At 72.2% G+C, this 24,408-nt stretch carries 27 protein-coding genes and 2 pseudogenes; 22 read left to right on the top strand and 7 right to left on the bottom strand.

Translation table 11 applies throughout. The annotated features are described in order from the left end of the window. Positions 1 to 223: 223 nt before the first annotated feature. The 4 genes from ACQEV1_RS16710 (at position 224) to ACQEV1_RS16695 (ending at position 4,031) form a co-directional block, all read left to right on the top strand. The gene (locus ACQEV1_RS16710; protein ID WP_285617560.1) at positions 224 to 646 is read left to right on the top strand and encodes a hypothetical protein; all 423 of its coding nucleotides are present in this window, start codon (positions 224 to 226) and stop codon (positions 644 to 646) included. 202 nt (positions 647 to 848) lie between these two features. Then, positions 849 to 1,301 carry a ferritin-like domain-containing protein gene (locus tag ACQEV1_RS16705; protein ID WP_285580839.1) on the top strand — a complete coding sequence of 151 codons (453 nt, stop codon included), beginning with the start codon at positions 849 to 851 and terminating at the stop codon, positions 1,299 to 1,301. 120 nt (positions 1,302 to 1,421) lie between these two features. After that, on the top strand, positions 1,422 to 2,762 hold the full coding sequence (locus tag ACQEV1_RS16700) for a threonine/serine ThrE exporter family protein (protein ID WP_285580842.1): 1,341 nt from the start codon (positions 1,422 to 1,424) through the stop codon (positions 2,760 to 2,762). A gap of 87 nt (positions 2,763 to 2,849) precedes the next feature. Continuing rightward, the gene (locus ACQEV1_RS16695) at positions 2,850 to 4,031 is read left to right on the top strand and encodes a lysylphosphatidylglycerol synthase transmembrane domain-containing protein (RefSeq protein ID WP_433394643.1); all 1,182 of its coding nucleotides are present in this window, start codon (positions 2,850 to 2,852) and stop codon (positions 4,029 to 4,031) included. Between the two features lie 132 nt (positions 4,032 to 4,163). Here the strand turns inward: ACQEV1_RS16695 and ACQEV1_RS16690 are convergent, their stop codons facing one another. Next, entirely contained in the window at positions 4,164 to 5,081 is a 918-nt protein-coding gene (locus tag ACQEV1_RS16690) for a hypothetical protein (RefSeq protein WP_433394642.1), read from the bottom strand. 382 nt (positions 5,082 to 5,463) lie between these two features. Between ACQEV1_RS16690 and ACQEV1_RS16685 the strand changes: the two genes are divergently transcribed. Next, positions 5,464 to 6,060 carry a flavin reductase family protein gene (locus ACQEV1_RS16685; RefSeq protein ID WP_433394641.1) on the top strand — a complete coding sequence of 199 codons (597 nt, stop codon included), beginning with the start codon at positions 5,464 to 5,466 and terminating at the stop codon, positions 6,058 to 6,060. A 39-nt stretch (positions 6,061 to 6,099) separates the two neighbouring features. On the opposite strand, the gene ACQEV1_RS16680 is transcribed toward ACQEV1_RS16685, so the two are convergent. Further along, positions 6,100 to 6,402 carry a hypothetical protein gene (locus ACQEV1_RS16680; protein WP_285580851.1) on the bottom strand — a complete coding sequence of 101 codons (303 nt, stop codon included), beginning with the start codon at positions 6,400 to 6,402 and terminating at the stop codon, positions 6,100 to 6,102. Between the two features lie 201 nt (positions 6,403 to 6,603). On the opposite strand from ACQEV1_RS16680, the gene ACQEV1_RS16675 reads away from it, so the two are divergent. The 6 genes and pseudogenes from ACQEV1_RS16675 (at position 6,604) to ACQEV1_RS16650 (ending at position 8,641) form a co-directional block, all read left to right on the top strand. Continuing rightward, a complete protein-coding gene (locus tag ACQEV1_RS16675; RefSeq protein WP_433394640.1) occupies positions 6,604 to 7,221 on the top strand; it encodes a hypothetical protein in 618 nt (205 codons plus the stop codon). A gap of 59 nt (positions 7,222 to 7,280) precedes the next feature. Then, a pseudogene (locus tag ACQEV1_RS16670) lies at positions 7,281 to 7,511 on the top strand (PEP/pyruvate-binding domain-containing protein); the annotation flags it as partial. 67 nt (positions 7,512 to 7,578) lie between these two features. Beyond that, positions 7,579 to 7,632: pseudogene (locus tag ACQEV1_RS16665) on the top strand (hypothetical protein); the annotation flags it as partial. A gap of 9 nt (positions 7,633 to 7,641) precedes the next feature. After that, positions 7,642 to 8,046 (top strand): PEP-utilizing enzyme, encoded by a 405-nt coding sequence (locus tag ACQEV1_RS16660; RefSeq protein ID WP_433394639.1) that lies wholly within the window; start codon positions 7,642 to 7,644, stop codon positions 8,044 to 8,046. Beyond that, the gene (locus ACQEV1_RS16655; RefSeq protein WP_433406182.1) at positions 8,043 to 8,405 is read left to right on the top strand and encodes a hypothetical protein; all 363 of its coding nucleotides are present in this window, start codon (positions 8,043 to 8,045) and stop codon (positions 8,403 to 8,405) included. The genes ACQEV1_RS16660 and ACQEV1_RS16655 overlap by 4 nt, the downstream gene beginning before the upstream one ends. Continuing rightward, on the top strand, positions 8,381 to 8,641 hold the full coding sequence (locus ACQEV1_RS16650; RefSeq protein WP_433394638.1) for a hypothetical protein: 261 nt from the start codon (positions 8,381 to 8,383) through the stop codon (positions 8,639 to 8,641). Before ACQEV1_RS16655 ends, ACQEV1_RS16650 begins: the two co-directional genes overlap by 25 nt. A gap of 19 nt (positions 8,642 to 8,660) precedes the next feature. On the opposite strand, the gene ACQEV1_RS16645 is transcribed toward ACQEV1_RS16650, so the two are convergent. Both ACQEV1_RS16645 and ACQEV1_RS16640 read right to left on the bottom strand, forming a co-directional pair. Further along, on the bottom strand, positions 8,661 to 9,320 hold the full coding sequence (locus tag ACQEV1_RS16645) for a hypothetical protein (RefSeq protein WP_433394637.1): 660 nt from the start codon (positions 9,318 to 9,320) through the stop codon (positions 8,661 to 8,663). 49 nt (positions 9,321 to 9,369) lie between these two features. Next, complete coding sequence (locus tag ACQEV1_RS16640; protein ID WP_285617569.1) at positions 9,370 to 10,650, bottom strand: aspartate aminotransferase family protein; 1,281 nt, start codon at positions 10,648 to 10,650, stop codon at positions 9,370 to 9,372. Between the two features lie 75 nt (positions 10,651 to 10,725). Here ACQEV1_RS16640 and ACQEV1_RS16635 point away from each other — a divergent pair, with 75 nt between their 5' ends. The 4 genes from ACQEV1_RS16635 to ACQEV1_RS16620 all read left to right on the top strand — a co-directional run bounded on the left by ACQEV1_RS16635 (position 10,726) and on the right by ACQEV1_RS16620 (position 13,928). Further along, the gene (locus tag ACQEV1_RS16635; RefSeq protein ID WP_285617570.1) at positions 10,726 to 11,610 is read left to right on the top strand and encodes a LysR family transcriptional regulator; all 885 of its coding nucleotides are present in this window, start codon (positions 10,726 to 10,728) and stop codon (positions 11,608 to 11,610) included. Between the two features lie 52 nt (positions 11,611 to 11,662). Continuing rightward, the gene (locus tag ACQEV1_RS16630; protein WP_285617571.1) at positions 11,663 to 12,733 is read left to right on the top strand and encodes a MerR family transcriptional regulator; all 1,071 of its coding nucleotides are present in this window, start codon (positions 11,663 to 11,665) and stop codon (positions 12,731 to 12,733) included. Positions 12,734 to 12,803: 70 nt separating this feature from the next. After that, the gene (locus ACQEV1_RS16625; protein WP_285617572.1) at positions 12,804 to 13,400 is read left to right on the top strand and encodes an HAD family hydrolase; all 597 of its coding nucleotides are present in this window, start codon (positions 12,804 to 12,806) and stop codon (positions 13,398 to 13,400) included. 15 nt (positions 13,401 to 13,415) lie between these two features. Further along, complete coding sequence (locus ACQEV1_RS16620) at positions 13,416 to 13,928, top strand: hypothetical protein (protein WP_433394636.1); 513 nt, start codon at positions 13,416 to 13,418, stop codon at positions 13,926 to 13,928. Here the strand turns inward: ACQEV1_RS16620 and ACQEV1_RS16615 are convergent. After that, a complete protein-coding gene (locus tag ACQEV1_RS16615; protein ID WP_433394635.1) occupies positions 13,841 to 14,260 on the bottom strand; it encodes a TIGR03668 family PPOX class F420-dependent oxidoreductase in 420 nt (139 codons plus the stop codon). The two genes, ACQEV1_RS16620 and ACQEV1_RS16615, sit on opposite strands and share 88 nt — an antisense overlap. 187 nt (positions 14,261 to 14,447) lie before the next feature. Between ACQEV1_RS16615 and ACQEV1_RS16610 the strand changes: the two genes are divergently transcribed. Further along, the gene (locus tag ACQEV1_RS16610) at positions 14,448 to 15,764 is read left to right on the top strand and encodes an ABC transporter substrate-binding protein (protein ID WP_433394634.1); all 1,317 of its coding nucleotides are present in this window, start codon (positions 14,448 to 14,450) and stop codon (positions 15,762 to 15,764) included. Positions 15,765 to 15,886: 122 nt separating this feature from the next. Here ACQEV1_RS16610 and ACQEV1_RS16605 read toward each other — a convergent pair whose 3' ends face one another. Further along, positions 15,887 to 17,083 (bottom strand): RNA-guided endonuclease InsQ/TnpB family protein, encoded by a 1,197-nt coding sequence (locus ACQEV1_RS16605; protein WP_433394633.1) that lies wholly within the window; start codon positions 17,081 to 17,083, stop codon positions 15,887 to 15,889. Between the two features lie 175 nt (positions 17,084 to 17,258). Between ACQEV1_RS16605 and ACQEV1_RS16600 the strand changes: the two genes are divergently transcribed. From ACQEV1_RS16600 to ACQEV1_RS16580, 5 genes are read left to right on the top strand one after another with little or no spacing between them, the layout of a single operon-like run. Further along, the gene (locus ACQEV1_RS16600; protein WP_285617575.1) at positions 17,259 to 18,224 is read left to right on the top strand and encodes a carbohydrate ABC transporter permease; all 966 of its coding nucleotides are present in this window, start codon (positions 17,259 to 17,261) and stop codon (positions 18,222 to 18,224) included. Then, positions 18,221 to 19,096 (top strand): carbohydrate ABC transporter permease, encoded by an 876-nt coding sequence (locus ACQEV1_RS16595; RefSeq protein ID WP_285580878.1) that lies wholly within the window; start codon positions 18,221 to 18,223, stop codon positions 19,094 to 19,096. Before ACQEV1_RS16600 ends, ACQEV1_RS16595 begins: the two co-directional genes overlap by 4 nt. Then, positions 19,093 to 20,505 (top strand): GH1 family beta-glucosidase, encoded by a 1,413-nt coding sequence (locus ACQEV1_RS16590; RefSeq protein WP_285617576.1) that lies wholly within the window; start codon positions 19,093 to 19,095, stop codon positions 20,503 to 20,505. Before ACQEV1_RS16595 ends, ACQEV1_RS16590 begins: the two co-directional genes overlap by 4 nt. Before the next feature lie 4 nt (positions 20,506 to 20,509). Beyond that, a complete protein-coding gene (locus tag ACQEV1_RS16585; protein WP_285580881.1) occupies positions 20,510 to 21,535 on the top strand; it encodes a LacI family DNA-binding transcriptional regulator in 1,026 nt (341 codons plus the stop codon). Between the two features lie 4 nt (positions 21,536 to 21,539). Next, positions 21,540 to 22,886 (top strand): protein kinase domain-containing protein, encoded by a 1,347-nt coding sequence (locus ACQEV1_RS16580; protein ID WP_285617577.1) that lies wholly within the window; start codon positions 21,540 to 21,542, stop codon positions 22,884 to 22,886. A gap of 7 nt (positions 22,887 to 22,893) precedes the next feature. On the opposite strand, the gene ACQEV1_RS16575 is transcribed toward ACQEV1_RS16580, so the two are convergent. Continuing rightward, entirely contained in the window at positions 22,894 to 23,421 is a 528-nt protein-coding gene (locus ACQEV1_RS16575) for an NUDIX domain-containing protein (RefSeq protein WP_285617578.1), read from the bottom strand. Positions 23,422 to 23,537: 116 nt separating this feature from the next. Between ACQEV1_RS16575 and ACQEV1_RS16570 the strand changes: the two genes are divergently transcribed. Beyond that, positions 23,538 to 24,395: a GNAT family N-acetyltransferase gene (locus tag ACQEV1_RS16570; RefSeq protein WP_285617579.1), complete on the top strand. Its 858-nt coding sequence runs from the start codon at positions 23,538 to 23,540 to the stop codon at positions 24,393 to 24,395. Positions 24,396 to 24,408: the final 13 nt, after the last annotated feature.

Raw genomic sequence — 24,408 nt, 5'->3', positions numbered from 1 at the left:
GGCCGCGCGGCCGATGTGTGAGTGGCCGCCCGGTGCGTCCACTCCGCACCTAAGACTATCCACAGCTGCGGGCGCCGGGTGCCGCATCGCCAGCCGACGGGCGCGCCCTTGTGGAATGCTTGCGCACCTGAGTGGAAGACGATGGACGGAGGCACGCTTGGAGGCGTTGCGGTCCGTGACTCCGACGCGGCGTGCGGTGCTCGGGGGCTCCGTTGCGGCGCTCGTGACGACCACGGGATGCACGACCGTCGGGCCGGGCGAGGCTCCCTCTCCGGGTCCCGAGGTGACGCTGCTCGACGGGGTGATCGCGAGCGAGGCCGCGCTCATCGCCCTGTACGACGCGGTTCTCGCCGCCCACCAGGGCCTGAGCGGGCGGCTCAAGAAGCTGCGCGAGCACCATGTCGAGCATCTCGCGGTGCTCAAACGCCACTATGTCCCCGGCAGCGCCAGCACCGCGACGCCCGAGCCGCGACCGTCCGCCACCGCGCCGCGCACCGAGTCCGGCGCCCTCGGCGCCATCCGGAGCGCCGAGCGCAAGGCGGCCTCCGCGCGTGCCGACGAGGTGCGCCGCGTGTCGCCGGGGCTGTCCCAGCTCCTCGCCGCCATCGGCGCCTGCGAGGCCGGGCACGCCCAGGAGCTCACATGACCGAGCGAAGCGAGGGCATCAAAAGCACAGCTCCGGTGGTCACACCCTCCGACGAAGGAGGACCCATGACCGAGCGAAGCGAGGGCATCAAAAACACAGCTCCGGTGGTCACACCCTCCGACGAAGGAGGACCCATGATCGAGCGAGGCGAGCGAATCGGCGACCACAGCACTCTGATCATGAGGCCGACGAAGGGGGTCTCATGACGCAGACGCCAGAGACGATCGCCGCGCTGCAGGGCGCCCTCGCCGCCGAGCACGTCGCGATCTTCGGGTACGGCCTGCTGGGCGCCCACCTGCTCGGCGTCCAACGGCAGAACGCCACCCAGATGTGGAACTCCCACCGCGCCCGGCGCGACCGGCTGCGGTCCTACGTCGAGGCGGGCGGCGCGACCCCGGTCGCGGCGGCGCCGGCCTACCGCCTGCCCTCGCCGGTCTCCTCGCCCCGTACGGCCGCCCAGCTCGCCGCCCGGCTGGAGGACGGCGTGACCGCGGGGTACGCCGGGCTGGCGGGCGTCGCCGACGCGAACCTCCGCCGCTACGCCGCGCTGGCGATGCAGGAGGCGACCGTACGCGCGATCCGGTGGCGTGGCTCACCTTCGGCCGCCTTCCCCGGTCTGACCAGCGCGGCCTTGTATCCGAGGGCGGAAAAATAGCCCGAAAGGTTTGATGGGTAATCTGCCTGGCGAGATCACAGCAAGATCACGACCAGGGAGGTTTCGGGCGCTTTCATGAGTGTGAGTCGCGAGCGACTGCGGGACACATGGCGGACCCTGATGGGTGAGACGATCACGGATCCGCCCGAGGAGGAACCCGGCGACACCGTCTCCGGTGCGGCGCTGGACCTGGTCCTCCGCGTCGGCGAGCTGCTGCTGGCGAGCGGCGAGGTCACCGAACGTGTGAACGAGTCGATGCTCAGCCTGGCGGTCGCGTACGAACTCCCCCGCTGCGAGGTCTCGGTGACGTTCACGGTGATCTCCGCGTCGGTCCATCCGGGGCGGGGGGCACCGCCGGTGACCGGCTCACGGGCGATCCGGCGGCGCTACCCGGCGTACTGGCGGCTCGTGGAGCTGCACACGCTCATCCAGGAGGCCTCCATCGGCCTGCTGGACCTCGAGGAGGCCCACGACCGGCTCCGGAGGATCAAGCGGAGCCAGCCGCCGTACGGGTCGCCGTATCCGGCGTGGCTGGCCGTCGTCTCGCTGGGGCTGATCGCCGCGTCGTCGAGCCTGTCGATGGGCGGCGGGCCGCTCGGCGTGGGGACGGCGTTCGTGGCGACGGTGCTGGCCGACCGGACCGCCGCGCTGCTGGGCCGCCGGGGCATCGCGGAGTTCTTCCAGCTCACCGTGGCGGCGGCGATCGGGGCGACGAGCGCCGTGCTGGTGATCGCGGCGGGTTCGCCGGGCAACGCGTCGACGATCGTCACCGGTGCCATCGTGGCGATGCTGCCGGGGCGGCCGCTGGTCGCGAGCATCCAGGACGGCATCACCGGCGACCTGGTCAGCGCCGGAGCCCGGCTGCTGGAGGTGTTCTTCATCGTGGCGGCGATCGTCTCCGGGCTCGGCGTGACGGTGTACGCCGCGGTGCACCTCGGCGTCCCGATCGACGTACGGGACCTGCCGGCGGCGCCGGTGACGCTGCGGCCGGTGGCGGTGCTGGCGGCGGCGGGCGTGTCGGTGGCCTTCGCGGTCTCCCTGGCCGTCCCGCGCCGCACGCTGCCGGCGGCGGCGCTGAGCGGGGCGCTGATCTGGACGGTGTACGTGCTCGGCCGGGGCCTGGGGGCCGCCCCGCTGCTGGCGGCGGCCATCGGCGCGGTGATCGCGGGTGTGCTGGGCCACGTCCTCGCCCGGCGGCGGCACCTGCCGGCGCTGCCGTACATCGTGCCGGCGGTGGCACCGCTGCTGCCTGGTACGGCGTTGTACCGCGGCATGATCCAGCTGAACGGCGGCGAACCGTCGCAGGGCGTGCTCACCTTGATCGGCGGTATCTCGGTCGCCCTGGCCCTGGGCGCGGGCGTCAACCTGGGCGGCGAGTTCATCCGCGCGTTCCAGCGCGTGGGCGTGGGCGGCTCGGGCCGCGGCGCCCGCCCGGCCGCCCGCCGCACCCGCGGTTACTGACCCCGCCGGTTCGTGGATATGTCGGGAATGTGAATCTTGAAATGGCCGTTGAGCTGGGCAAAGGCCAAGCTATGACGGGGTGAACGCGTGTCCGAGACGACGGAACCGACGGGCCCCCCGTCCTCGGCCGGGGCCTCGGCGGGCACGGCCGCCGCCCTCGCGGACGAAGATTCCGCGCCGTCTGCTCCCGCCACGGCGCTCGACGTCCTCACTCCCGGCCGCGTCCCGCCTCCGGTGGACGCGCGGCGTCGGCGGCTCATGTGGGCCGGACGGGTGGTCATGGCCGGGACCGTCGTCGTCTGTCTCGTGGTCTTCCATGACGATCTGCCCGATCCCGAGGCCATGTGGCGGTCCACGCTCCACGCCGGGCCCGGGTGGCTCGCGTGCGCCGTGCTCGCGCAGGCCGCCTCGATGGCCATGTTCGCCCGGGTGCAGCGGCGGCTGCTGCGAGCGGGCGGCGTGCGGATGTCGTTGCCGCGCGCGCTGCGGATGACCTATGCCGGCAACGCCCTGTCCACCACGCTGCCCGCCGGGCCGGCGATCAGCGTCGCCTTCAACTTCCGGCAGTATCGCCGTGCCGGTGCGCCGCCGCGCCTGGCCACCGCGGTGGTCATGCTGGGCGGTGTGATCATGACCGGCTCGTACGCCGTCGTGGGGCTGGCGGCGCTGGTGGCCGCGCCGGGTTCGCGGGCGCTCGCGGTGTCCGGGCTCGCCGTTCTGGCGGTGGGGGCCGGCGTGTGCGCGGTCGTGGCGTGGCGCCACGGGGCCTCACTGGCGCGGTTGACCCGCCGTCTCGCCCGCCCGTTCCTGCGTCACCGGCTCGCGGCGCCGTACGCCGCGCGGCTGCGCGAAGGCCGGGCCGGTTTGCGGCTGCGTCCGTCCGACTGGGCGATGCTGTCCTTCGCGTCCCTGTTCAACTGGGTCTTCGACATCCTCTCGCTCGCCGCCGCGGGGCGCGCGGTCGGCGTGCACACCGCGCTGTACTCGATCACGCTGGCGTACTTCGCGGCGCAGGCGGCGGGCACGCTCGTTCCGCTCCTGCCCGGCGGCCTCGGCGCGATGGAGGGCAGCCTCGCCGCGTCGCTCGTCGCGTTCGGCGCGCTGTCGGCGCCGGCGGGGGCGGCGGTCGCCCTGTACCGCCTGGTGTCCTTCTGGGGCGTCGTCGGCGTCGGCTGGCTCGCCTGGCTCGCCGTCAAGGCCGGCGAGAAGGACGGCGCCCTCCCGGCCCTGGACGGCGGCTGGGGCCTGTCTCGAAGTCCCCGTCCGTAGCGAGCGGCGTCCAGGCGGCGCGTCGCAAGGCGGAGGAGGGAGTCAGCCTGGTGTTGGCTGGCGACCGACGACAACGCGGCGAGGCGTCGTCTGGGCGCCGCGCAGTAGGACAGCGGGGCTTTGAGACAGGCCCTAAAGCACCCGGTCGGGCACCAGTGGGGGTGTGCTCACCGAGGGTTCCGGCTGCTCCTCGTGGCTCGGCATGAGGAGCACGACCACGATCGCCGCGCCGAAGCCCGCCGATCGCAGCACCAGGCGTACCGGATCCTGGGGCAGCGGCTCCCCGAAGACCGCCGTGCCGGCCAGAACCGTGTAGACGCTGCCCACGACGCTCGAGACCGGCACCACGATGGAGGCGCGCCCGCGCTGCAGCGCGGTCTGGAACAGCAGCAGGCCCGCGCCGGACAGGGTCAGGTAGAGGTACGGGTACGGGGAGGCGAGCGTACGGCCGACGAAGTGGTGCGCGTCCTCGGCGAGGAAGCCCGACACGCCCTTGGTCTGCAGGCCGGCGGCCCCGTACAGCAGGCCGGACGCGCCGCCGTACAGCAGGCCCGGCGCCGGTCGGCGGCCCGCCCGCGAGGCGGACCGAGTGGCGGTGACGAACGCCCCCAGCCCGAGGAACACCGTGCCGCCCACCACGGCGAGCATCTCTCCCGTGCCCGCGTGCAGCCCGAGCCTCGTCGGCTCCATCGACAGGCAGACGAGCAGGAGGGACAGCGCCAGGACGCCGAGGCCGGCCCACTCTCGCTGGGTGGTCCGCTCGCCGAGGAACACGGCCGAGAACACGACCAGCAGCGCGAGCCCGGCGAGCTGGATCGGCTGCGCGACGCTGAGCGGCACCAGCGACATCACGACGATCTGGCACGCCATGCCCATGCCCATGACCAGGAAGCCGGTCAGCCACGCCTTGCTGGTGGCCAGGACGCACACCAGCCGTCCGACGCGCCGCATGCTGAGAGGCGGCAGGTCGCGCAGCGCCCGCTTCTCCAGCACGAATCCGGCGTTGTACAGCACGGTGGCGATCAGCCCGAGGACGATGCCGTAGAACAAGCAGCCTCCTACGAGCCTGCGTCGGGGGACGTGACGATCCAGGCCAGACAGTGCCTGACATCGCAGGTCAGGGCGCACGAGAGGACGAACGCCCGCAAGACCACGAGGCACGAATTTACCCGATGGTCCCAAATCCGAGGTGAGCACCGGTCGAAAAGCCGTTCCGGCACGGACGGCCGCGCGCCTGGACGAAGCCGTTCTCGCGCGCCGCCGAGGCCGCCGGTCGTAGGCCTTTCGACCGATTTGAAACGCCTGTCGGAATCTCCCGGGCCCCGTCGCGCTTTACTGGAGGAGTCCCGGAGAGCGGCACTCCCCGCCGCCGCGGGAACGACGGCAACCGAACGAGCGCGTGGCCGAACCGGCCGGAAGAGGAGACGCCCCCATGGCCGACGGCGCGACGGCCGCGACGCCGTACGGCCCTCCCGGGCAGCCTGCGGACGACGCCTCCGTGAATGGCGACCCCGGCCACGCGACCGCCCAGCACGCGGCGAACGTCCGCGCGATCGACGGCCGCCGGTTCCGCAGCATCCTCGGGCGCTTCGCGACCGGCGTCGTGGCGATCACGGCGATCGACCCCGCGACCGGCGCACCCACCGGGCTGGCCGCCAACTCCTTCACCTCCGTGTCGCTCGAGCCGGCGCTCGTCTCCTTCTGCGTCGCGCACACGAGCACGACCTGGCCGCGCCTCCGCGCGGCCGAACGCCACTGCGTCAACATCCTGTCCGCGCCGCAGCGCGAGGTCTGCCTGCAGTTCGCCGCGAAGGGCGCCGACAAGTTCGCCGGTCTGGAATGGGGCGAGTCGCCCGGAGGCGGGCCGGTGATCGACGGGGCCCTCGCGTGGCTGGAGTGCTCGGTCGAGGCCGAGTACCCGGCGGGCGACCACATGATCGTCGTGGCTCGCGTGCACCACCTGGACCGCCATCACGACGGGGAACCGCTCATCTTCTACAGGGGCGCCTACGGCCGCTTCCAGGAATGACGGAGGGTACTGGAGGCGCCCTTCACCTCCAGTACCGTCTCAGGAGCTGTACTCCCCCGTCGCGGCGAGCACGCGGGTGACGCGGTCGGCCGCCTCCGCGGGGTCGTTGGCCGGAGCGATGCGCTCGGCCCAGGACCACCAGAACCACCAGGCTCCGGCGGTGGTCTCCGCCAGGATGTTCTCCGCCAGGGCCGATGCGCGTGGGTTCACCACGTGCAGGCTCGGCGGTCCGCCCTGCGGGATCGTCAGCCGGACGGCGAAGCCCCGGTCACGGAGTTCGTCGCCGAGGCTTTCGAGATATGTGATTCGCGTCCGCGCTAACGCGGCGTTCTCATCAGACACGATCGGATCACCTCATCTTGCAGCGTGTGGCCCGATGAAGCATCAGCATTTCGCCGCCCCGGCCCCCACGCAATTCGCAGCACCGGGCGCCGCCGAACTCGCCCCCGGCGCGGGAGGCGAAAGCACGGGAACTGCGGCGGTTTCCCCCTATGCTCGGGAATCACCGCACCGTACGCGGCGGAGTCACGGACAGGGGGCCCAGTGGTCGCGGCAGCACTCCGCAAGGGCAGTACACAGGGACGCCTGCACGCACCCGCGTGCGCCTTCCTCATCCTCTACGGCGTCTCCAAGCTCGCCGAGGTCCTCGACTGGTCCCGCCTGCACCATGACGCCGTGGCGATGCTCGGCGCCGGCTCCGGCGCGGTGACCGGGCTGCTGCTCGCCGGCAAGGGCGCAGAGTTGGCGCTCACCGTCGTCGCCGTGCTGGCCCTGATCCGGTCGGACGAGACGCTGCTGGCCGCCGCCGTGGCGGGCTGGACCGCCGACCTGGCCGTGCTGACGGTCGTGGCCGCGGTCTGCGGCGACCTCTCCCGGCTGCTGGAGCACGGACTCGCGTTCTTGGTCCTCGCCGCCCTGCTGACCGTGCTGTACAGGTCCGGCGCCGTACGGCTGCCGCGCCGCGCCGGCAAACCGGATGAGGCCGCGTCCCCGCCGCCGTACGCGACCCGGCAGGACCTCGTGACCGGCACCACGGACCCGACCCGCCAGGACCTGCCCGTGCGCCGCCCGGACGTCACGCGCCAGGACCTGCCCGTACGCCGTCCCGACGTGACCCGGCAGGACCTGCCCGTACGCCGCCGGCCGCCCAGCAACCCGTGACCCCTGACATCAACGCCATGTTGACAACGTGGCGTTGATGGTCATCGGAGTCCTGACCCATGGTGGTGCCCCTGGCCGACGCCGACGAACGGTGCGGAGCCAAGGCCGCGCACCTCGGACGCCTGCTGCGCGCCGGCTTCCCGGTGCCCGGCGGGTTCGTCATCGACGACCCGCGCGCCGGCGGCCGGGAGGACGAGCTCGCGCCGGCGCTGCGGGCTCTGGGCCGCGGACCGTTCGCGGTGCGGTCCTCCGCACACGGCGAGGACGGGCCCGAGGCGTCCTTCGCGGGCCAGCTGCACACGACCTTGAACGCGGCCACGCCGGCGCGGGTGACCGAAGCGGTGCGGCGCGCGGCGGATCGAGGGTCTGTTCGGCCGCCCGCAGGACATCGAGTGGGCCGTCGCGGGCGGGAAGGTGTGGGTGCTCCAGACCCGCCCGATCACCACCACGCCCCGCACCGCGATACGGCCGGTGACGACCGCCGGGCGGGTGCTGGTGGCCGGGACGGCGGCCGGCCCCGGCAGCGCGGCCGGACGAGTGCGGCTGATCACCGGGCTGGACGACTTCGGCCGCTTCGCCGCCGGGGACGTGCTGGTCTGCCGCACGACCTCGCCGGCCTGGACGCCGCTGCTGGCCCGCGCGGCCGCGGTGGTGACGGAGACCGGGGGGATGCTCGCGCACCCCGCGATCGTGGCCCGCGAGTTCGGCATCCCCGCCGTCCTGGCCGCCGAGGGCGCCATGACCGTGCTCGCCGACGGACGGCCCGTCGTCGTGGACGGCACCGGCGGCACCGTGACCGCCGCCGACGAGGAGCCGGCCCGATGAGCCGGACCACTCCGGCCGACGTTCTGGTCCTGCACGCCGCGCGTACCCTCGGCTACGCCACCGCCGCGCGCATCGCCGAACGGCTCGGACTGCCCGAGGCCGAGGTGACCGAGCGGCTCTCGAACGCACGGTCCCGTGGATGGGCCGCCTACTTTTCCTTCGCCGGTGACGGCGGCTGGTCCCTGACCGAGGCCGGCGAACACCGGGGTGAGCGACTCCTGGCGACCGAACTCGATGCCGCCGGCGCCCGCCGGGCGGTGGAGGACGTCCACCAGGACTTCCTGCCGGTCAACGACGTGGTGGGCGCGGCCTGCACGGCCTGGCAGCTCGCGAGATGGGCATCGGCGAGGACCCGGTGACGCTCACCGCCACGATCGCCGCGCTCGAAGAGCCCGCCCACGCGCTGGCCGGCCTCGAGGCACGCCTGACGGCGCACCTGACCCGGTTCGGCGGGTACCACCGGCGCTTCGCGGCCGCGCTGAGCCGGGCGGGCACGGAGCCGGCGTGGATCACCGGCACCGGCCGCGACTCGTGCCACCAGGTGTGGTTCGAACTCCACGAGGACCTGATCGCGACCCTCGGTCTGACCCGTTGAGGTCCGCTCCGCGCAGCCGTCAGACGACCAGCCGGGCCACCGCGGTCATCGTGCCGGGGGCCACCTCGGTGAAGCCGCCGTCGCGCACGACGACGTCCGCCTCGGCGACCGTGCGGCTCCACTCGTCCGCCTCGACGACGCGCACCCGCAGGCCCGGCCAGGCACCTCGGGCGCGCAGCAGCAGGTGCGCGGCGTGCCCGCACTGCGCGGCCGCCTTACCGGTCGTCATCGGCACACCGGGGTTCAGCGCGACCAGAGCGTAGGGCGGGGCCGGCGGCGGCTTGGGTTCCTCCTCGCGTTCCAGGTCGGTGCCGCCGACCTGGAGGCGCGCGATCTCGGGCGGCACTTCGGTGACCGGGCCGGGGACGAACGCCCGCGCCGGCGCGCCCTCGTGGTCGACGAGCACGCCGGGCAGGGCGTCGAGGGCCTCCCAGCGCGCACCGCGCGCACGGCGGACCACCTTGCGGATACGCCGGCCTTCCCAGGCCGCGACCGCCTCGTGCCACTCGCCGCCCGGCGCGGAACGCGGGTCGGCGAGCAGTGTGACGGCGGCCATCGCCGCCGACTCGCACACCGCGAGGTGCGAGGGAGGCGCGTTCTTCTCCACGCGCAGGGCGAGCTGCATCGCCCACGGTGGCTGGTCCGCCGGATCCTCGTGCCCGTTCACTGAGCCGTTCACGGGCACATGTCTACACAGCCCGGCGCACGCTCGGCACCCCGGGGGCCGTTCAGGTGAGCTTGGCGAGCGCGTCGTCCATGATCTCCGCGCCGGTGTCGATCTCCTCTTCGGTCACGGTCAGCGGAGGGGCGATGCGCAGGCAGGCGGCGGCTCCGCCGGCCCGGCCCTTGGTGATGTTCAGCGACAGCCCGCAGGCGTGGCAGGCGTCGGTCAGTGCCTCGCCGCGCTCGATGGCGGGCGTCTTGGTGGCCCGGTCCTCGACCAGCTCCACGCCCCAGAGCAGGCCCATCCCGCGTACGTCGCCGATCAGCTCGTGCCGCGTGGCCAGCTCGCGCAGGTGGGCGCCGAGGCGTTCGCCGCGCCGGGCGGCGCGGTCGGCGAGGCCCTCCTCCTCCACGACGTCGAGGACCGCGAGGGCCGCCGCCGCGGGCAGCGGGTCGGACTGGTGCGAGGTGTAGTACATCAGGCCCGCGTCGTAGGCCGCCCGCTCGATCGCGTCCGTGGTGACGACCGCGCTGATCGGCAGGCCGCCCCCGAGCGTCTTGGACAGCGTCACGATGTCCGGCACGACGCCGTAGACGTCCATGCCGAACATCGCGCCGAGCCGGCCGAAGCCGGTCTGCGCCTCGTCCAGGATGAGCAGCATGCCGCGTTCGTGGGTCAGTTCGAGGAGCCGCGCGAGATATCCGGGCGGCGGCACGAGGATGCCGCCGGACGACAGCACCGGTTCGGCCACGACCGCCGCGCCGGCCCCACTCGTCTGCTGGTCGTACAGCTCGAAGCCGATCTCCAGGCAGGTCTGGTCGCAGGTGCCGGCGCAGTGCCGTACCGGACAGCGGTAGGCGTACGGGGCGGGCAGCGCGAACACCCCGGGCATCGTCGGTCCGTGCCCGCGCCGCCCGGCCGAGTAGGTGAGCGACTGGCTGCCCGAGGTCATGCCGTGCCAGCTGCGGGTGAGCGACACGACCTCGAAGCCGCCGGTCGCCAGCTTCGCCATGCGGACGGCCGCCTCGTTGGCCTCTCCGCCGGTGCTGAGGAACATCGAGCGGTCCAGCCCGGCGGGCATCAGCCCGGCGACGCGTTCGGCGAGGGCCAGGACGGGTTCGGACAGCAGCCCGGAGTTCAGGTGAACGGCCTCGGTCAGCGACCGGCGCACCGCCTCGACGATGCGCGGGTGACTGTGACCGATGGTGGCGCAGATCTGACCGGAGGTGAAGTCGAGGACGCGGCGCCCGTCGGTGGTCTCCAGCCACGAACCGGAGGCGCGGGCGATCACGTCGGAGGAGAACTCCCCGTTGTAGCGGATCAGGCGGCGTGCACGTGGGTCCATGCCGCGATGATCTCCCCGCGCGAACGGCGGATCCAGCGAAGATTCTCGCGGAATATCCGTGGAAGGAAACGAACGATGCTCGATCTCCGGCGTCTGCGGCTCCTCCGCGAGCTGCACGCCCGCGGCACCATCGCCGCCGTGGCCGAGGCGCTGTCCTACAGCCCCTCCACCGTCTCCCACCAGCTCTCCGAACTGCAGCGGGAGGCGGGAGTACCCCTCTTCGAACGCGACGGCCGCCGGCTGCGCCTCACCGAGGCGGCGCACGTGCTCGTCGGCCACGCCGACGTCCTGCTCACCCGCATGGAACTCGCCGAGGCCGAGATGGCGGCCGCCGCCGGCGCCGTGGCCGGCACGGTGCGCGTCTCGGCGTTCCAGACGGCGGCCATCAGCCTGGTCGCGCCCGCGCTCGCCCGGCTGGCCGACCGTCATCCGGAGCTGCGCCTGGAGGTGACGGAGGTCGAGCCGGACCAGGCGTTCGACGCGCTGTTGCGCCGCGAGTGCGACCTGGCGATCTGCGACGAGTACGGCGGGCAGCGCAGGCCGCGCCCGCGCGGGCTCACCTTCGAGGAGCTGTACCTCGAGCGGGTGCGCCTCGTGCTGCCCCGCGGGCATCCCGCGACGCGTCTGCGCGACCTGTCCGAGGCCGCCTGGGCCGGCGGCCAGCCGGGCACCAGTCACGACCGGCTGCTGATGCTCGCGTGCACGAACGCCGGCGGTTTCGTGCCCGACATCCGCCACCGCACGACCGACCTGCTCGTACTGCTCGCGCTCGTCGCCACCGGACGCGCCGTCACCCTCCTGCCCGACCTGTCCCGGCCCGAGCGCGAGCCCTCGGTGACGGTACGGGACACCGGCATCTCCCGGCGCGTGCTCACCGTCGTACGGAACGACGGCCTCGCCCGGCCCGCCCTCACCGCCGTACGGACGGCACTGAGCGAGGCGGCGTCCGACCTTGGTTGACCTTGTCCCTGGGGGAGGCCACAGCATCGGTGGCGACAGGAGGAGGGCGGCGATGGGTTCGCTGACGATCGGGGCCTTCGCACGGGCGGCACGGCTGTCGCCGAAGGCGCTGCGCCTGTACGACGAGCTCGGCCTGCTCCGCCCGGCGCGCGTCGATCCGGTCTCGGGTTACCGGTTCTACGAGCCGGCGCAGTTGGAGCGGGCCCGGCTGGTGGCCTGGCTCCGCCGGCTCGGCATGCCGCTCGCCCGCATCCGCGTCGTGTGCGAGCTCGCGCCGGCCGACGCGGCCCGCGAGGTCGCGGCGTACTGGGCGCGGGTGGAGGCCGACACCGCCGCGCGGCGCGACCTGGCCGCCTTCCTCATCGACCAGCTCCAGGGACGAGGAGATGAGCACATGACACTCGGTATCCGCTACGCCGTACGGTCCGACACCGGCCGGGTCCGCCCGAGCAACGAGGACGCGGCGTACGCCGGCGCGCGGCTGCTCGCCGTGGCCGACGGCTTCGGCGGTGAGGGCCGCGGCGCGCCGGCGAGCGCGGCCGTCATCGAGGCGCTGCGCCCGCTCGACACCGACATCCCGGCGGGCGACCTGCTGAACGCGCTCGACCAGGCCGTGCACGACGCCGACGCCGCGCTACGCGGCATCACCCGCGACGACCCCTCGATGGAGGGGGTCGGCAGCACGCTGACCGCGCTGCTGTGGTCGGGGTCGCGCCTCGGGCTGGTGCACATCGGCGACTCCCGCGCGTACGTCCTGCGCGACGGCGAGCTGTTCCAGATCACCCACGACCACACGCACGTGCAGTCGCTGATCGACGAGGGCCGCCTCACGCCCGAGGAGGGGGCCTCCCACCCGCAGCGGTCGCTGCTGCTGCGCGCCCTGGCGGGCCGCGGGGTCGCGGCCGACCTGAAGCTCCGCGAGGCGCGTCCCGGCGACCGGTACCTGCTGTGCTCCGACGGCCTGTCCGCGGTGGTCCCGCTCCCGGCCGTCCAGGACACCCTCGCCGCGGCGGCCGACCCCGACGACGCCGTACGGCGGCTGGTCGACCTCGCCAACGACGCCGGCGGCCCCGACAACGTCACCTGCGTGGTCGCCGACGTGGTGGAGGGTGACGGCGCCTAGCCCTCGGTGCGGGGCGTCCGGCACATGGCGGTTAGGCTCGGATTCCGGCCGCCCCGCACGAGAGGACCCCATGGCGCGCGCGATCGTGTTCGACCTGTTCGGTGTCATCGCCTCGACCCAGACGCCCGAGGACATCCGCGCGATCGAGCGGACCGCCGGAGTGGAGGCCGGGCCGTTCTGGGAGGCCTACTGGGCGCTGCGCAAGCCGTACGACGCGGGGCAGCCGGCCGGGGAGTACTGGGCGGCGGTGGCCGACCGGCTCGGCGTGCGGTTCACCGACACGACGGTCCGCGCGCTGGTCGAGGCCGACATGAAGAGCTGGACCAACGTCGACGCGGTCATGGTGGGCCTCGTCGCCGAACTGGCCGCTCGCGGCCGTACGCTCGGCCTGCTCTCCAACATCGTCGCCGACCTCGTGCCGATCTTCGAGGCGAGGCACGGCGACTGGCTCCGGCACTTCACGACGCTGGCCTACTCCTGTGAGCTCGGGGTGGCCAAGCCCGACCGGCGGGCGTACGAGCTCGTCGCCGAGCGGCTCGGCGTCGCGCCACACGAGTGCCTGTTCATCGACGACAACGAGACCAACGTGCTCGCCGCCCGTGAACTCGGCATGCGGGCCGAGGTCTTCCGCGCCCCCGACCAGGTCCGCGCCCTGGTCGCCGACTGACGAGAAGATCCCCCGATGAGCACGGCGCCGGCGATCGCGACCGCGGTGACGTTCGTCTGGCTGGGCATGGTGCTGGCCATCTCGTTCCTGGAGGCCCCGCTGAAGTTCCGCGCCCCGGACGTGACGCTCCGGGTCGGGCTGGGCATCGGGCGGATCGTGTTCCGGGCGCTCAACGCGGTCGAGGCCGTGCTCGCCGTGGTCCTCGTGGTCGCCCTCGCCGTGGACCGGCCGGACACGGCCGGGCCGGCGACGCTCATCGTCGCCGTCGTCGTGCTGCTCGTCCAGCTGGTGGCCGTCCGGCCCCGGCTGACCCGCCGCTCCGACGCCGTCCTGTCCGGCGCGGACGCGCCCCGTTCGCACGCGCACCACGTCTACATCGCCCTGGAGTCGCTCAAGGTGCTCGCCCTGCTGACCGGCGGGATCCTTCTGCTCGCCGGTTCTCAGCCCTGGGACGACCAGCCGGTCCAGCGCTCGACGGTGAGGGCGATGACCGGGCCCTCCGGCGGGTTCGCCCGGTACTGCCCGTAGCGCTCGCGCAGCAGGGCGATCGGGTGGGCCATCGCATCCGGTTCGGTGAGGATCTCGGCGGTCGCGTCGGCGCGCACCCACCACAGGCGTGTCCAGTCGTCCTCGTAGTGGTCCGCCAGGACGGCCGCCCGCGGATTGGCGCGGAGGTTGCGCAGGCGTTTCAGGTCGCGGGTGCGCTTCGGCTTGGCGTCGACGGCGGTGTAGATCCGGTCGCCTTCGACGGCGAACGCGGCCACGACCAGGTGCGGGCGTCCGGTGGCGTCCGCCGTGGCCAGGCGCATGACGGGTGCCGACGCCAGCCGGGCGCGGGCGGTGTCCTCGGTCAGCCTCATGCTCGGGAGCCTGTCATGTGGCCGGAGCGTCAGCGACGTGTGGCGGCCGTGTAACGAACCGGTTTCGAACTCTTGACACTCCCCTCCCCTCCCCGCTTCGCTGCGTGGGAGCGCTCCCACGACGCCGGGCCCGCGGAGCCCGGCGCATTCGAACCCGGCTAACGAGACGACCTGAGAGGGGTTCGTCATGAGGGTCATCAGGCATCGCGGGCGGTTCGCCCTGGCGGTGGTGCTGTCGGCCGCGCTCGCGGCGGCGACGGCGTGCGCGGGGGACGACGGCAAGAGCAGCGACGGCAACGAGAAGATCACTCTCACCGTCGACGACTTCGGCACGTTCGGCTACCAGGACCTGTACAAGCAGTACGAGGCCCAGCACCCCAACATCAAGATCAACGAGCGGAATGTCCCCAAGCTCGACGACTACACCCCGCGGCTCCAGCAGTGGATCGCCGCGGGCGCCGGTGCCGGCGACGTGGTCGCGATCGAAGAGGGCATCATGGTCAAGTTCAAGGCCCAGCCGGACAAGTTCGTCGACCTGAAGAAGTACGGCGCGGGCTCGCTGCAGAACAACTTCATCCCGTGGAAGTGGCAGGGCGGGATGAGCCCGGACGGCTCCAAGCTCATCGGGCTGGGCACCGACGTCGGCAGCATGGCCCTGTGCTACCGCCGTGACCTGTTCAAGAAGGCCAGCCTGCCGAGCGACCGTGACGCGGTGACCAAGCAGTGGACCACCTGGGACGACTTCATCAACGTCGGCAAGAAGTTCACCGCCGCGATCGGCGGGGGCACCAAGTTCATCGACTCCCCCGAGACGTACTACAACACCATCCTCATGCAGGAGGCCGGCAAGGGCTCCAACCAGACGTACTTCGACCAGGGCAACAAGTTCGTCATGGAGTCCAACCCGGCCGTGAAGGCCGCGTTCGACGAGACCGTGAAGATGTCGCAGGCCGGGCTCGCCAACGGCGTGCAGTTCCTGTCGGACCCGTGGAGCCAGGCGCTGAAGAAGGACGCGTTCGCCACCGCTCCGTGCCCGGCCTGGATGCTCGGCCTGATCAAGCAGTACGGCGGTGACGGCCAGAGCGGCAAGTGGGACGTGGCCGGCGTGCCGGGCGGAGGCGGCAGCTGGGGCGGTTCCTGGCTCGCGGTGCCCACCCAGAGCAAGCACCCGAAGGAGGCCGCCGACCTGGTGAAGTTCCTGACCAGCGCGCAGGGCCAGGTCGCGGCGTTCAAAGCGGCCAACAACCTGCCGTCCTCACCGCAGGCGCTGAACGACTCCGCGGTCAAGGCGTTCGACAACCCGTACTTCAACAACGCACCGGTCGGCCAGATCTACGCACCGGCCGCGATGAACCTCAAGCCGGTGTACCTCGGCGCCGACAACCAGGAGGTACGCCAGGCCGTCGAGGCCGACCTGCGCGCGATCGCGCAGGGCAAGCTCTCGCCGGGTTCCGGCTGGTCCAAGGCGGTCTCCGACGCCAAGAAGGCCGCCGGAACGGGGTGAGACCGGGCGGCGGCGCCGGGCTCCCCAGGGACACCTGCCGGCGCCGCCGCCCGCGCCCCGCGACGGCCCACGGAAAGGACCTCTCGGTGACTCCTCCGTTCCCTGAGGGGAGCGGCTTCTCGCTAAGCCGCTTGCGCAGCGTCGCGAAGGGCAAGCCCTGCCCTCAAGATGTTGATCGCCGCGTTGACGTCGGCGTGCGCTTCATGCCCGCACGCCGTACATCGGAACACGGCCTGGGTGACGCGGTTCTCCTTCGCGCAGTGCCCGCATTCGGCGCACGTGCGGGAGGTGTAGGCGGGGTTCACCGCGATCAGCTCTCGACCGGCGCTTTCAGCCTGGTGCGACAGGATCGTCAGGAACACCCCCCAACCCGCATCCAGGATCGAACGGTTCAGCCCGGACTTGGCAGCGGCGCCGTTGGGCAGGTGGCCGCCGTCGCCGTCCGGTCGAGGTGCTGCCCGCTTGGTCATGTTGGTGACCTTGAGCGCTTCGTGGACGATCACGTCATAGTCGCGGACCAGCCTCAGCGCGGCCTTGTGTGCACTGTCGAGGCGTTGCCGCCGCACCTTCGCGTGCAAGGCGGCGACACGAGCGACGGCCTTACGCCGCCGCCGACCGCCTCGTTTCTTGCGGGCGAGGTCACGCTGTGCCGCCGCGAGACGGCCGGCGGTCACGGCGAGGTGACGCGGGTTGGCCAGACGTTGACCGTCACTGGTCGTCACCAGCGACGCGACTCCCAGGTCGATCCCGGCGACCGCACCCGTCACTGGCAGCGTCCCGGCGGGCACGTCGTCACACGAGAGCACGACGAACCAGCGGGCGCCTTCTCGCTTCACGCTGATCGTCTTGACGGTGCCCAGCACACGCCGGTGCCGGTGGACCCGCACATGCCCGACGCCCTGCAACCGCACGTACGTCGCGGTCGGGTGGTGGGGCTGGGAGTCCCACCGGCACCCGTCGCCGTCCTTGGGCCACTCGACGGTGTCGAACCAGCCCCGTCCCTTGAAACGGGGGAACCCCGGCGTACGGCCTGCTTTGAGGCGGTCGAAGAACGCACGAAACGCCTTGTCCAACCTGCGGAGCGTGGCCTGCTGAGAGGAAAACGACCACCGGCCCTGACCATCGGGGTCACCGGCGCGGATGTGCTTCAACTCCGCAGACTGATCGCCGTACCGCACCCTCACCCCGGCTCTGCGGTAGGCCGTACGACGGTGTTCGAGAGCCGCGTTGTACAACTCCCGATGGTCATCCAGACACCGCGTCAGCGCAGCGACCTGCTTACCGGTGGGGCGCAGAAGGAACTTGAACGACCTACGCACACCCACCCCCCACGTTCGGTAACCAGAACACCACGCTATCGACCGGCACCGACAAACTCGGAAGGAAATCTGTGATGCGCAGACCTGACAGGTCAGGCCGCACTCGGGCCTCGGCGGCCCGCCCGCTCCCGATCCCCCCGTCACCTAAAGGCGACGGTCCCCTCGGGAGATTCTGATGGCTCTCGACGTGCGGCCCACCGCACCGGCCGGCGCCGCGGTCGCGCCGCCGGGACGGCGCCGCCTGCGGACCCGGCTCTCCCGGCTGGACGTGTCGCTCTCGCCGTACCTGTACATCTCGCCGTTCTACCTGCTGTTCCTGGTGTTCGGGCTGTTCCCGCTCGGCTACACGTTCTGGGTCTCGCTGAACCACTGGGAGATGATCGGCGACCACGAGTTCATCGGCCTGCGCAACTACACGCGGCTGCTGACCGACGACCAGTTCTGGAACGCGGTCGGCAACACGTTCGGGATGTTCGTGATCGCGACGGTGCCGCAGCTGCTGCTCGCCCTGCTGCTGGCGAACGCGCTGAACCGCAAGATGCGGGCGCCCACGCTGTTCCGCATGGGCGTGCTGCTGCCGCTCGTCACCTCGGTCGCGGCGGTCGCCATCGTCTTCACCCAGATGTTCGGCCGCGACTACGGCATGGCCAACTGGGTCCTGCACTTCTTCGGCGTGCACAAGGTCGACTGGCAGGCGAACAAGTGGTCCTCCTGGCTGGCCGTCTCGACCATGGTCGACTGGCGCTGGACCGGCTACAACTCACTGATCTTCCTGGCCGGCATGCAGGCGATCCCGCACTCCCTGTACGAGGCGGCGGCGATCGACGGGGCGTCACGCATGCGGCAGTTCTGGAAGATCACCGTGCCGCTGCTGCGGCCGACGATCGTGTTCGTCACCATCATCTCCACCATCGGGGGCCTGCAACTGTTCACCGAGCCGCTGCTGTTCAACAACGGCTACATGAACGGCGGCTCGCTGCGGCAGTCGCAGACCGTGGCGATGTACATGTTCGAGAACGCCTTCAATCGCTTCCAGTACGGCTACGGCTCGGCGGTCGCCTGGATGCTGTTCCTGATGATCCTGATCTTCTCCCTGTTCAACTTCCTGATCATCCGCCGGCTCGCGGGAGGCGAGAAATGAAGGCCTACATCCGAGGCCGCACGCGGGCCGCCGTGGCGGGCTCGGCGCGTCTCTGGCAGGCGAGCCCGCTCACGTACGCGGTGCTGATCTTCGCCATCGTGCTGTCGGCGTTCCCGCTGTACTGGATGTTCGTCGTCGCCACCCGGACCAACGACGTGGTCGGCGCGGTGCCGCCCCCGTTCATCGCCGGGCAGCACCTCGGCGACAACATGCGCCGGCTGTTCGACAACGAGCAGGCGCACTTCGCCAAGGCGCTGCTCAACTCCGCGATCGCCTCGGCCGTGGTGGCGCTGTCGACGGTGTTCTTCTCCTCGCTGGCCGGCTTCGCCTTCGCCAAGCTGCGCTTCCGCGGGCGCAACGCGCTGCTGCTCGTCATCGTCGCCACGATGATGGTGCCGGTGCAGATGGGGATCATCCCGCTCTACATGGTGATGGTGCACCTGCACTGGACCGGCAAGCTCCAGGCGGTCATCGTGCCGTTCCTGGTGACCGGTTTCGGCGTCTTCATGATGCGCCAGTACGCCTCGCAGGCCGTGCCGGACGAACTCATCGAGGCCGCGCGCGTCGACGGCGCCTCGACGTTCCGGATCTTCTGGAGCGTCGTGCTGCCCGCGCTGCGCCCGGCCGCGTCCGTGCTCGCCCTGTTCACGTTCATGCAGACCTGGAACGAGTTCATCTGGCCGCGCGCGGTGCTCAACCCCGACAACCCGACCGTGCAGTACTCCCTCGCGCTGCTCAACAGCGCCTACTTCAACGACTACACGCTGATGTTCACCGGGACCGTCGTCGCGACGATCCCGCTGGCCATCGTCTTCGTCGTCTTCGGCCGCCAGATCATCGGCGGGATCATGGAAGGTGCAGTCAAAGCATGACAACTCAGCCATCGCAGGCGGAGACGATGCTCGGATTCCCGGCGGACTTCGTGTGGGGCGCGGCGACCGCGGCGTACCAGATCGAGGGTGCCGCCGCCGAGGACGGCCGCGGGCCCTCGATCTGGGACACCTTCGCGCACACCCCTGGCAACGTGCTCGGCGGCGACACCGGCGACGTCGCGGTCGACCACTACCACCGGTTCGCCGAGGACGTCGCGCTGATGTCCTCGCTGGGACTGACCGCGTACCGCTTCTCGATCTCCTGGCCCCGCGTGCAGCCCGGCGGCTCCGGCGCGGCCAACCGAAAGGGCCTCGACTTCTACCGGCGTCTCGTCGACGCCCTGCTCGAGGCCGGCATCCAGCCGTGGCCGACGCTGTACCACTGGGACCTGCCGCAGCCGCTGGAGGACGCGGGCGGCTGGCCGGCCCGCGAGACCGCGTACCGGTTCGCCGAGTACGCCACGCTCGTGTGCGACGCCATCGGCGACCGGGTCGCGAACTGGACGACGGTCAACGAGCCCTGGTGCGCGGCCTTCCTCGGCTACGCCTCCGGGGACCACGCGCCGGGCCGCCGCGACCCCGAGGCGTCCGTACGCGCGGCGCACCACCTGCTGCTGGGCCACGGGCTCGCGGCGCAGGCGCTGCGGGGCGACGGCAGGCGGGTCGGCGCCGCGGTGAACCTGTACGCGGTCTCCCCGGCGAGCGACGCGCCGGAGGACGTGGACGCCGCGCGCCGCATCGATGGGCTGCAGAACCGGTTCTTCCTCGACGGCCTGCTGCTCGGCCGCTATCCGGAGGACGTGCTCGCCGACGTCGCGCCGCACGACCTGGGGGTGCGGGAGGGCGACATGGCGATCGTCGGCGGGCCGATCGACCAGCTCGGCATCAACTACTACAACCGCTTCTTCGTGACCGGCCGCGAGGGCGCGGCACCGGCGATCACCTCGCCGTTCGCGCAGGCGTCGCCGTGGCCGGGCAGCGAGCACGTCGGTTTCGTCCAGGTCGGACGGCCGGTGACCGCGATGGGCTGGGAGATCGACGAGTCGGGCCTGGCCGAGGTTCTGACGCGTGTGGGCACCGAGTACCCGTCCGTCCCGCTGTACGTCACCGAGAACGGCGCCGCCTTCGACGACGTCGTCTCGGCGGAGGGGGTGGAGGACCCCGACCGGGTCGCCTACCTGGAGGCGCACCTGCGCGCGTGCCACTCGGTGATCAGCGCCGGTGTGCCGTTGCGCGGCTATTTCGCCTGGTCGCTGATGGACAACTTCGAGTGGGGCTGGGGGTACGCCAAGCGGTTCGGCCTGGTGTACGTCGACTTCGCCACGCAGGCGCGCATCCCCAAGAGCAGCGCCCGCTGGTACGCCTCCGTGATCGAACGAGGCGGCATCGGCCTGTCACCGGCAGAATGAAGGCGTGAAAGAACGTACGCGGGGCCGGCCGACTCTCGAGGCGGTCGCGGCCCGGGCCGGTGTCGGCCGCGGCACCGTCTCGCGCGTCGTCAACGGGTCGCCCAAGGTCAGCCCGGAGGCGCGCGAGGCGGTGCTGCGGGCCATCGAGGAGCTGGGGTACGTCCCCAACCGGGCGGCCCGCACGCTGGTCACCCGCCGCACCGACACCGTCGCGCTGTTCGTGTCCGAGTCGGAGGAACGCGTCTTCGGCGAGCCGTACTTCGCCGGGATCATCCGCGGGATCAGCGCCGGCCTCGCCGGCACCGGTCTGCAGCTCCTGCTGGCCATCGCTCAGTCGGCCGACGACCACCGCCGGTTCGAGCGGTATCTGACCGGCCAGCACGTCGACGGCGTGCTGATGGTGTCGCTGCACGGCGGCGATCCGCTCCCCCGGCATCTGGAGGACAGCGGCGTGCCGACCGTCCTCGGCGGCGCGCCGGTCGGCGTCGAGCCGGTGAGCTGCGTCGACGCCGACAACCGCGGAGGCGCCCGGCTGGCGGTCGAGCATCTGCTCGGGCTCGGCCGCCGGCGGATCGCCACCATCAGCGGACCGCAGGACATGCGCGTGGGCGTCGACCGCCTCGACGGCTACCACGACGTCCTGTCGGCGGCCGGGCTGCCCTCGCTGGTGGCCGGCGGCGACTTCAGCGAGGAGTCCGGCGAGCGCGCGATGCGCGATCTGCTCGCCCGCGCGCCGGACCTGGACGCCGTCTTCGCCGCGTCGGACCCGATGGCGGTCGGCGCGATGCGGGTGCTCAAGGAGCAGGGACGGCGGATTCCCGGCGACGTCGCGCTGGTCGGGTTCGACGACTCGGCCACCGCGCGGCACACCGACCCGCCCCTGACCACGGTGCATCAGCCTCTGGAGGCGATGGGCCGGGAGATGGCCCGGCTGCTGGTCGCGCGCATCCGCGGGGAGCCGGTCGGAAATTCGATGGTCATTTTGGACACGCATCTCGTCACACGAGCGTCCTCGTGTACGCCACACTGATCGTATGGACTCGCTCCTCGCCGGCAGATACCGACTGCGCCGCCGGATCGGCACCGGTGGCATGGCGTCCGTCTGGCTCGCCCGCGACGAGGTGCTGATCCGTCCGGTCGCGGTCAAGCTGATCGACGAGGAGCTGGCACGCGACCCGGAGTTCCGCGAGCGCTTCCGCGAAGAGGCGCGCGCGGCCGCCGCCCTCTCGCACCCGAACATCGTGACCGTGCACGACTACGGGGAGTCCGACGGCACCCCGTACATCGTGATGGAGCTGCTCACCGGCGGCACGCTCGACGCGTGCTTCCCGGTGCCCGACGTCGAGCGGGTGATAGGGGAGATCGCGTCCGCCCTGGCCGCCGCGCACGCCGCCCGGATCGTCCACCGCGACATCAAGCCGACCAACGTCTTCCTGACCTCCACCGGGGTCAAGGTGCTCGACTTCGGCATCGCCGACGACGAGCGCATGGGCACCCCGGCGTACCTCCCGCCGGAACACGACCTGTCGCCGTCGGCGGACGTGTACGCCCTGGGTGTGGTCTGGTTCGAGGCGGTGAAGGGCCGCCGCCCCGAGGCCGGGGAGACCCTCGGCGGGCTGCAGGCACGCTGTGTCGCCGCGGCGGCGTCGGACCGGCCGTCGGCCGCCGAGATCGCCACCGCGCTGGGCGTGGAGACCGGCGGCGAGGAGCCGCCGGCCGCCGAGCGGGCCGCGGCGTACGAGGCGGCCAGCGCCTACCGCGCCCTGGCCCCCGCCGAGCCGGCACCGGGCCGGCACACGGGCACGCGCACGCTCACCACGGTCCGGCGGCCCGCCGGCGGCGAGGGCGCGCACGGCCGGCTGCTCCTGGTCGCGAGCGGCACCACCGTCGCGGCCGTCGCCGCGGTCGGCCTGCTGCTGGGCGGTTCGGCGTTCCGCCCGGTCGCGGCGCCGGGCCACGCGCCAGCCGACTCTCCGTCGCCGGCCACATTCAACGCCTCACCGGAGCACACCGTGACGGGCGCCCCGCCGCCGTCGCCGAAGCCCGCCCAGCGGCGGACCGGCCATCCGGCCACGCCGGGCGCGACCGCCTCGGCCACGTCACCGGTGCCGGGCACGACCCCGCCCGGCGCGATCGACGCGCTGACCCGGATGCGCCGCACCGTCGACGAGGGCCTGGCGGCCAGCGAGGTACGCGCGGATGTGGCGGTCGACCTTGACAACCTCATCGGCAATCTGCAGGCGGAGATCGCCGCGGGCACGCACGTCGACGTGGACCAGCGGGTGACCGAGCTCCGGCGGAAGATCGTCCAGCGCGTCCGCGAGGGCGGTCTGGCGCAGACCCGCGCGGACGCGCTGACCCGTACGCTGACCGCCCTGTGACGCGTCCTCACCGGCCTCGCAACAGGAGCCGGGTGTAGGCGGCCAGGGTGAGCGCGTCGACGATCTCCTCGGCCCGCAGCATCCGTTCGAACTCGGCCCGGGAGAACCACTGCTGCCGCATGCCCTGCTCCTCCGGGTCGCGGTCGGTCTCCCCCACGGTCAGGCCGGTGGCCAGGAACAGGTCGCAGCGCTGGCTCGTGAACCCCGGCGCGATCGCGAACGAGCCGAGCCGCTCGACCGTCGCCGCGCGGAGTCCGGTCTCCTGGGCCAGCTCGGCCCGCGCCAGCTCCTCCGTCGTGGTCTGCCGGTCATCGGGCCAGGTGCCCTGTGGAAACTCCCACGAGCGGCGCGACAGCGCGTACCGGAACTGCTCGACGAGGTGGAACCCGTCGTTCTCCATGGGGATGACGAGCGCCGCCGTCGGCTTGTCCACCACCCCGTAGATGCCCGGCGAACCGTCCGGATGACGGATGTCGTCCTCGCGTACGGACATCCAGCGGTTCCGGTAGACCTCTCGTGTCGCGATCTGAATCATGCGCCAACGATGCCATGGCGGCCGTCCGGCCCGCGCGGACGCCGTTTCTCGCGACACAAAGTGGATCATGTTCGCGAGTTCCCGGCGAAAATACGGGTGAAACGCAACTATGAAGTATGGACTGGGCAACAACGTCGGATGTCGCGCGTTTTGACGCGATCGCCGGCGGCTTCCTGAGATCACGGCCGGTCGAGAACACCGTCCTGGTCACGGTCCTGGAGGCACTCCGCGCCCGGGGCGCGGCGGCGTACGGGGACACTCCCGCCGTGCTCGGTTCCTGGCTGCCCGCCGCGGGGTGCGTCTCCGGCGCCTTCGTCCACACCCCGCCCTTCCCGATGCTGCTCAGCCTGATGCCGCGGCAGGGGGTCCGCGAGCTGGTGCAGGCGCTGAAGACCGAGGGGCGGCCGCTGCCCGGGGTGACGGCGCGGCGCGAGATCGCCGAGGACTTCGCCACGCGCTGGCGCGCGGCGACGGGCACGGACTCCACGGTCTGGGAACGCCGGCGGCTCTACCGGCTGGACCGGGTGCGACCGGTCCCGGTGCCCGGCCGCTCCCGGCCGGCCGTGCCCGCCGACCGCGACCTGCTGCTCGGCTGGTACCACTCCGCCGAGCGGGAGATACGCGAGCGTCCCGGTGACCACGGCGCGGCCGTCGACGACCGGATCGGGTACGGCGGTCTCGCACTGTGGGAGAAGGACGGCGTCCCGGTCGCCCTCGCGGGACGTACCCGGATGGTCGCGGGCATGGTGCGGATCGCGCCCATCTACACCCCGCCCGAACACCGGGGCCACGGTTACGGCGCGGCCGCGGCCGCCGCCGTGAGCCGGGCCGCCGTCGACGCCGGGGCGAAAGAGGTCGTGGTCTTCGCCGACCTCGCCAACCCGGCCGGCGTCGCCGTCCACCAGCGTGTCGGCTACCAGCCCCTGGACGACTACCTCGTCATCTCCTTCGGCTCCGGTCGCCGGCCCCGTTGACGCCACCTCGTCG

Source organism: Actinoallomurus sp. CA-142502 (assembly GCF_050936355.1).
Lineage (GTDB): Bacteria > Actinomycetota > Actinomycetes > Streptosporangiales > Streptosporangiaceae > Actinoallomurus > Actinoallomurus iriomotensis.
Note: the sequence above shows the minus strand (reverse complement) of the source record. Positions and strands in the feature narration are given on the sequence as shown.

Bases quoted from the DNA above. Each gene is read 5' to 3' on its own strand.
- ACQEV1_RS16630 (WP_285617571.1), top strand. From the start codon at position 11,663: ATGGGTTCGCTGACGATCGGGGCCTTCGCACGGGCGGCACGGCTGTCG.
- ACQEV1_RS16610 (WP_433394634.1), top strand. From the start codon at position 14,448: ATGAGGGTCATCAGGCATCGCGGGCGGTTCGCCCTGGCGGTGGTGCTG.
- ACQEV1_RS16575 (WP_285617578.1), bottom strand. From the start codon at position 23,421: ATGATTCAGATCGCGACACGAGAGGTCTACCGGAACCGCTGGATGTCC.
- ACQEV1_RS16595 (WP_285580878.1), top strand. From the start codon at position 18,221: ATGAAGGCCTACATCCGAGGCCGCACGCGGGCCGCCGTGGCGGGCTCG.
- ACQEV1_RS16620 (WP_433394636.1), top strand. From the start codon at position 13,416: ATGAGCACGGCGCCGGCGATCGCGACCGCGGTGACGTTCGTCTGGCTG.
- ACQEV1_RS16570 (WP_285617579.1), top strand. From the start codon at position 23,538: ATGGACTGGGCAACAACGTCGGATGTCGCGCGTTTTGACGCGATCGCC.
- ACQEV1_RS16705 (WP_285580839.1), top strand. From the start codon at position 849: ATGACGCAGACGCCAGAGACGATCGCCGCGCTGCAGGGCGCCCTCGCC.
- ACQEV1_RS16635 (WP_285617570.1), top strand. From the start codon at position 10,726: ATGCTCGATCTCCGGCGTCTGCGGCTCCTCCGCGAGCTGCACGCCCGC.
- ACQEV1_RS16580 (WP_285617577.1), top strand. From the start codon at position 21,540: ATGGACTCGCTCCTCGCCGGCAGATACCGACTGCGCCGCCGGATCGGC.
- ACQEV1_RS16600 (WP_285617575.1), top strand. From the start codon at position 17,259: ATGGCTCTCGACGTGCGGCCCACCGCACCGGCCGGCGCCGCGGTCGCG.
- ACQEV1_RS16655 (WP_433406182.1), top strand. From the start codon at position 8,043: ATGAGCCGGACCACTCCGGCCGACGTTCTGGTCCTGCACGCCGCGCGT.
- ACQEV1_RS16650 (WP_433394638.1), top strand. From the start codon at position 8,381: ATGGGCATCGGCGAGGACCCGGTGACGCTCACCGCCACGATCGCCGCG.
- ACQEV1_RS16685 (WP_433394641.1), top strand. From the start codon at position 5,464: ATGGCCGACGGCGCGACGGCCGCGACGCCGTACGGCCCTCCCGGGCAG.
- ACQEV1_RS16640 (WP_285617569.1), bottom strand. From the start codon at position 10,650: ATGGACCCACGTGCACGCCGCCTGATCCGCTACAACGGGGAGTTCTCC.
- ACQEV1_RS16590 (WP_285617576.1), top strand. From the start codon at position 19,093: ATGACAACTCAGCCATCGCAGGCGGAGACGATGCTCGGATTCCCGGCG.
- ACQEV1_RS16700 (WP_285580842.1), top strand. From the start codon at position 1,422: ATGGGTGAGACGATCACGGATCCGCCCGAGGAGGAACCCGGCGACACC.
- ACQEV1_RS16625 (WP_285617572.1), top strand. From the start codon at position 12,804: ATGGCGCGCGCGATCGTGTTCGACCTGTTCGGTGTCATCGCCTCGACC.
- ACQEV1_RS16615 (WP_433394635.1), bottom strand. From the start codon at position 14,260: ATGAGGCTGACCGAGGACACCGCCCGCGCCCGGCTGGCGTCGGCACCC.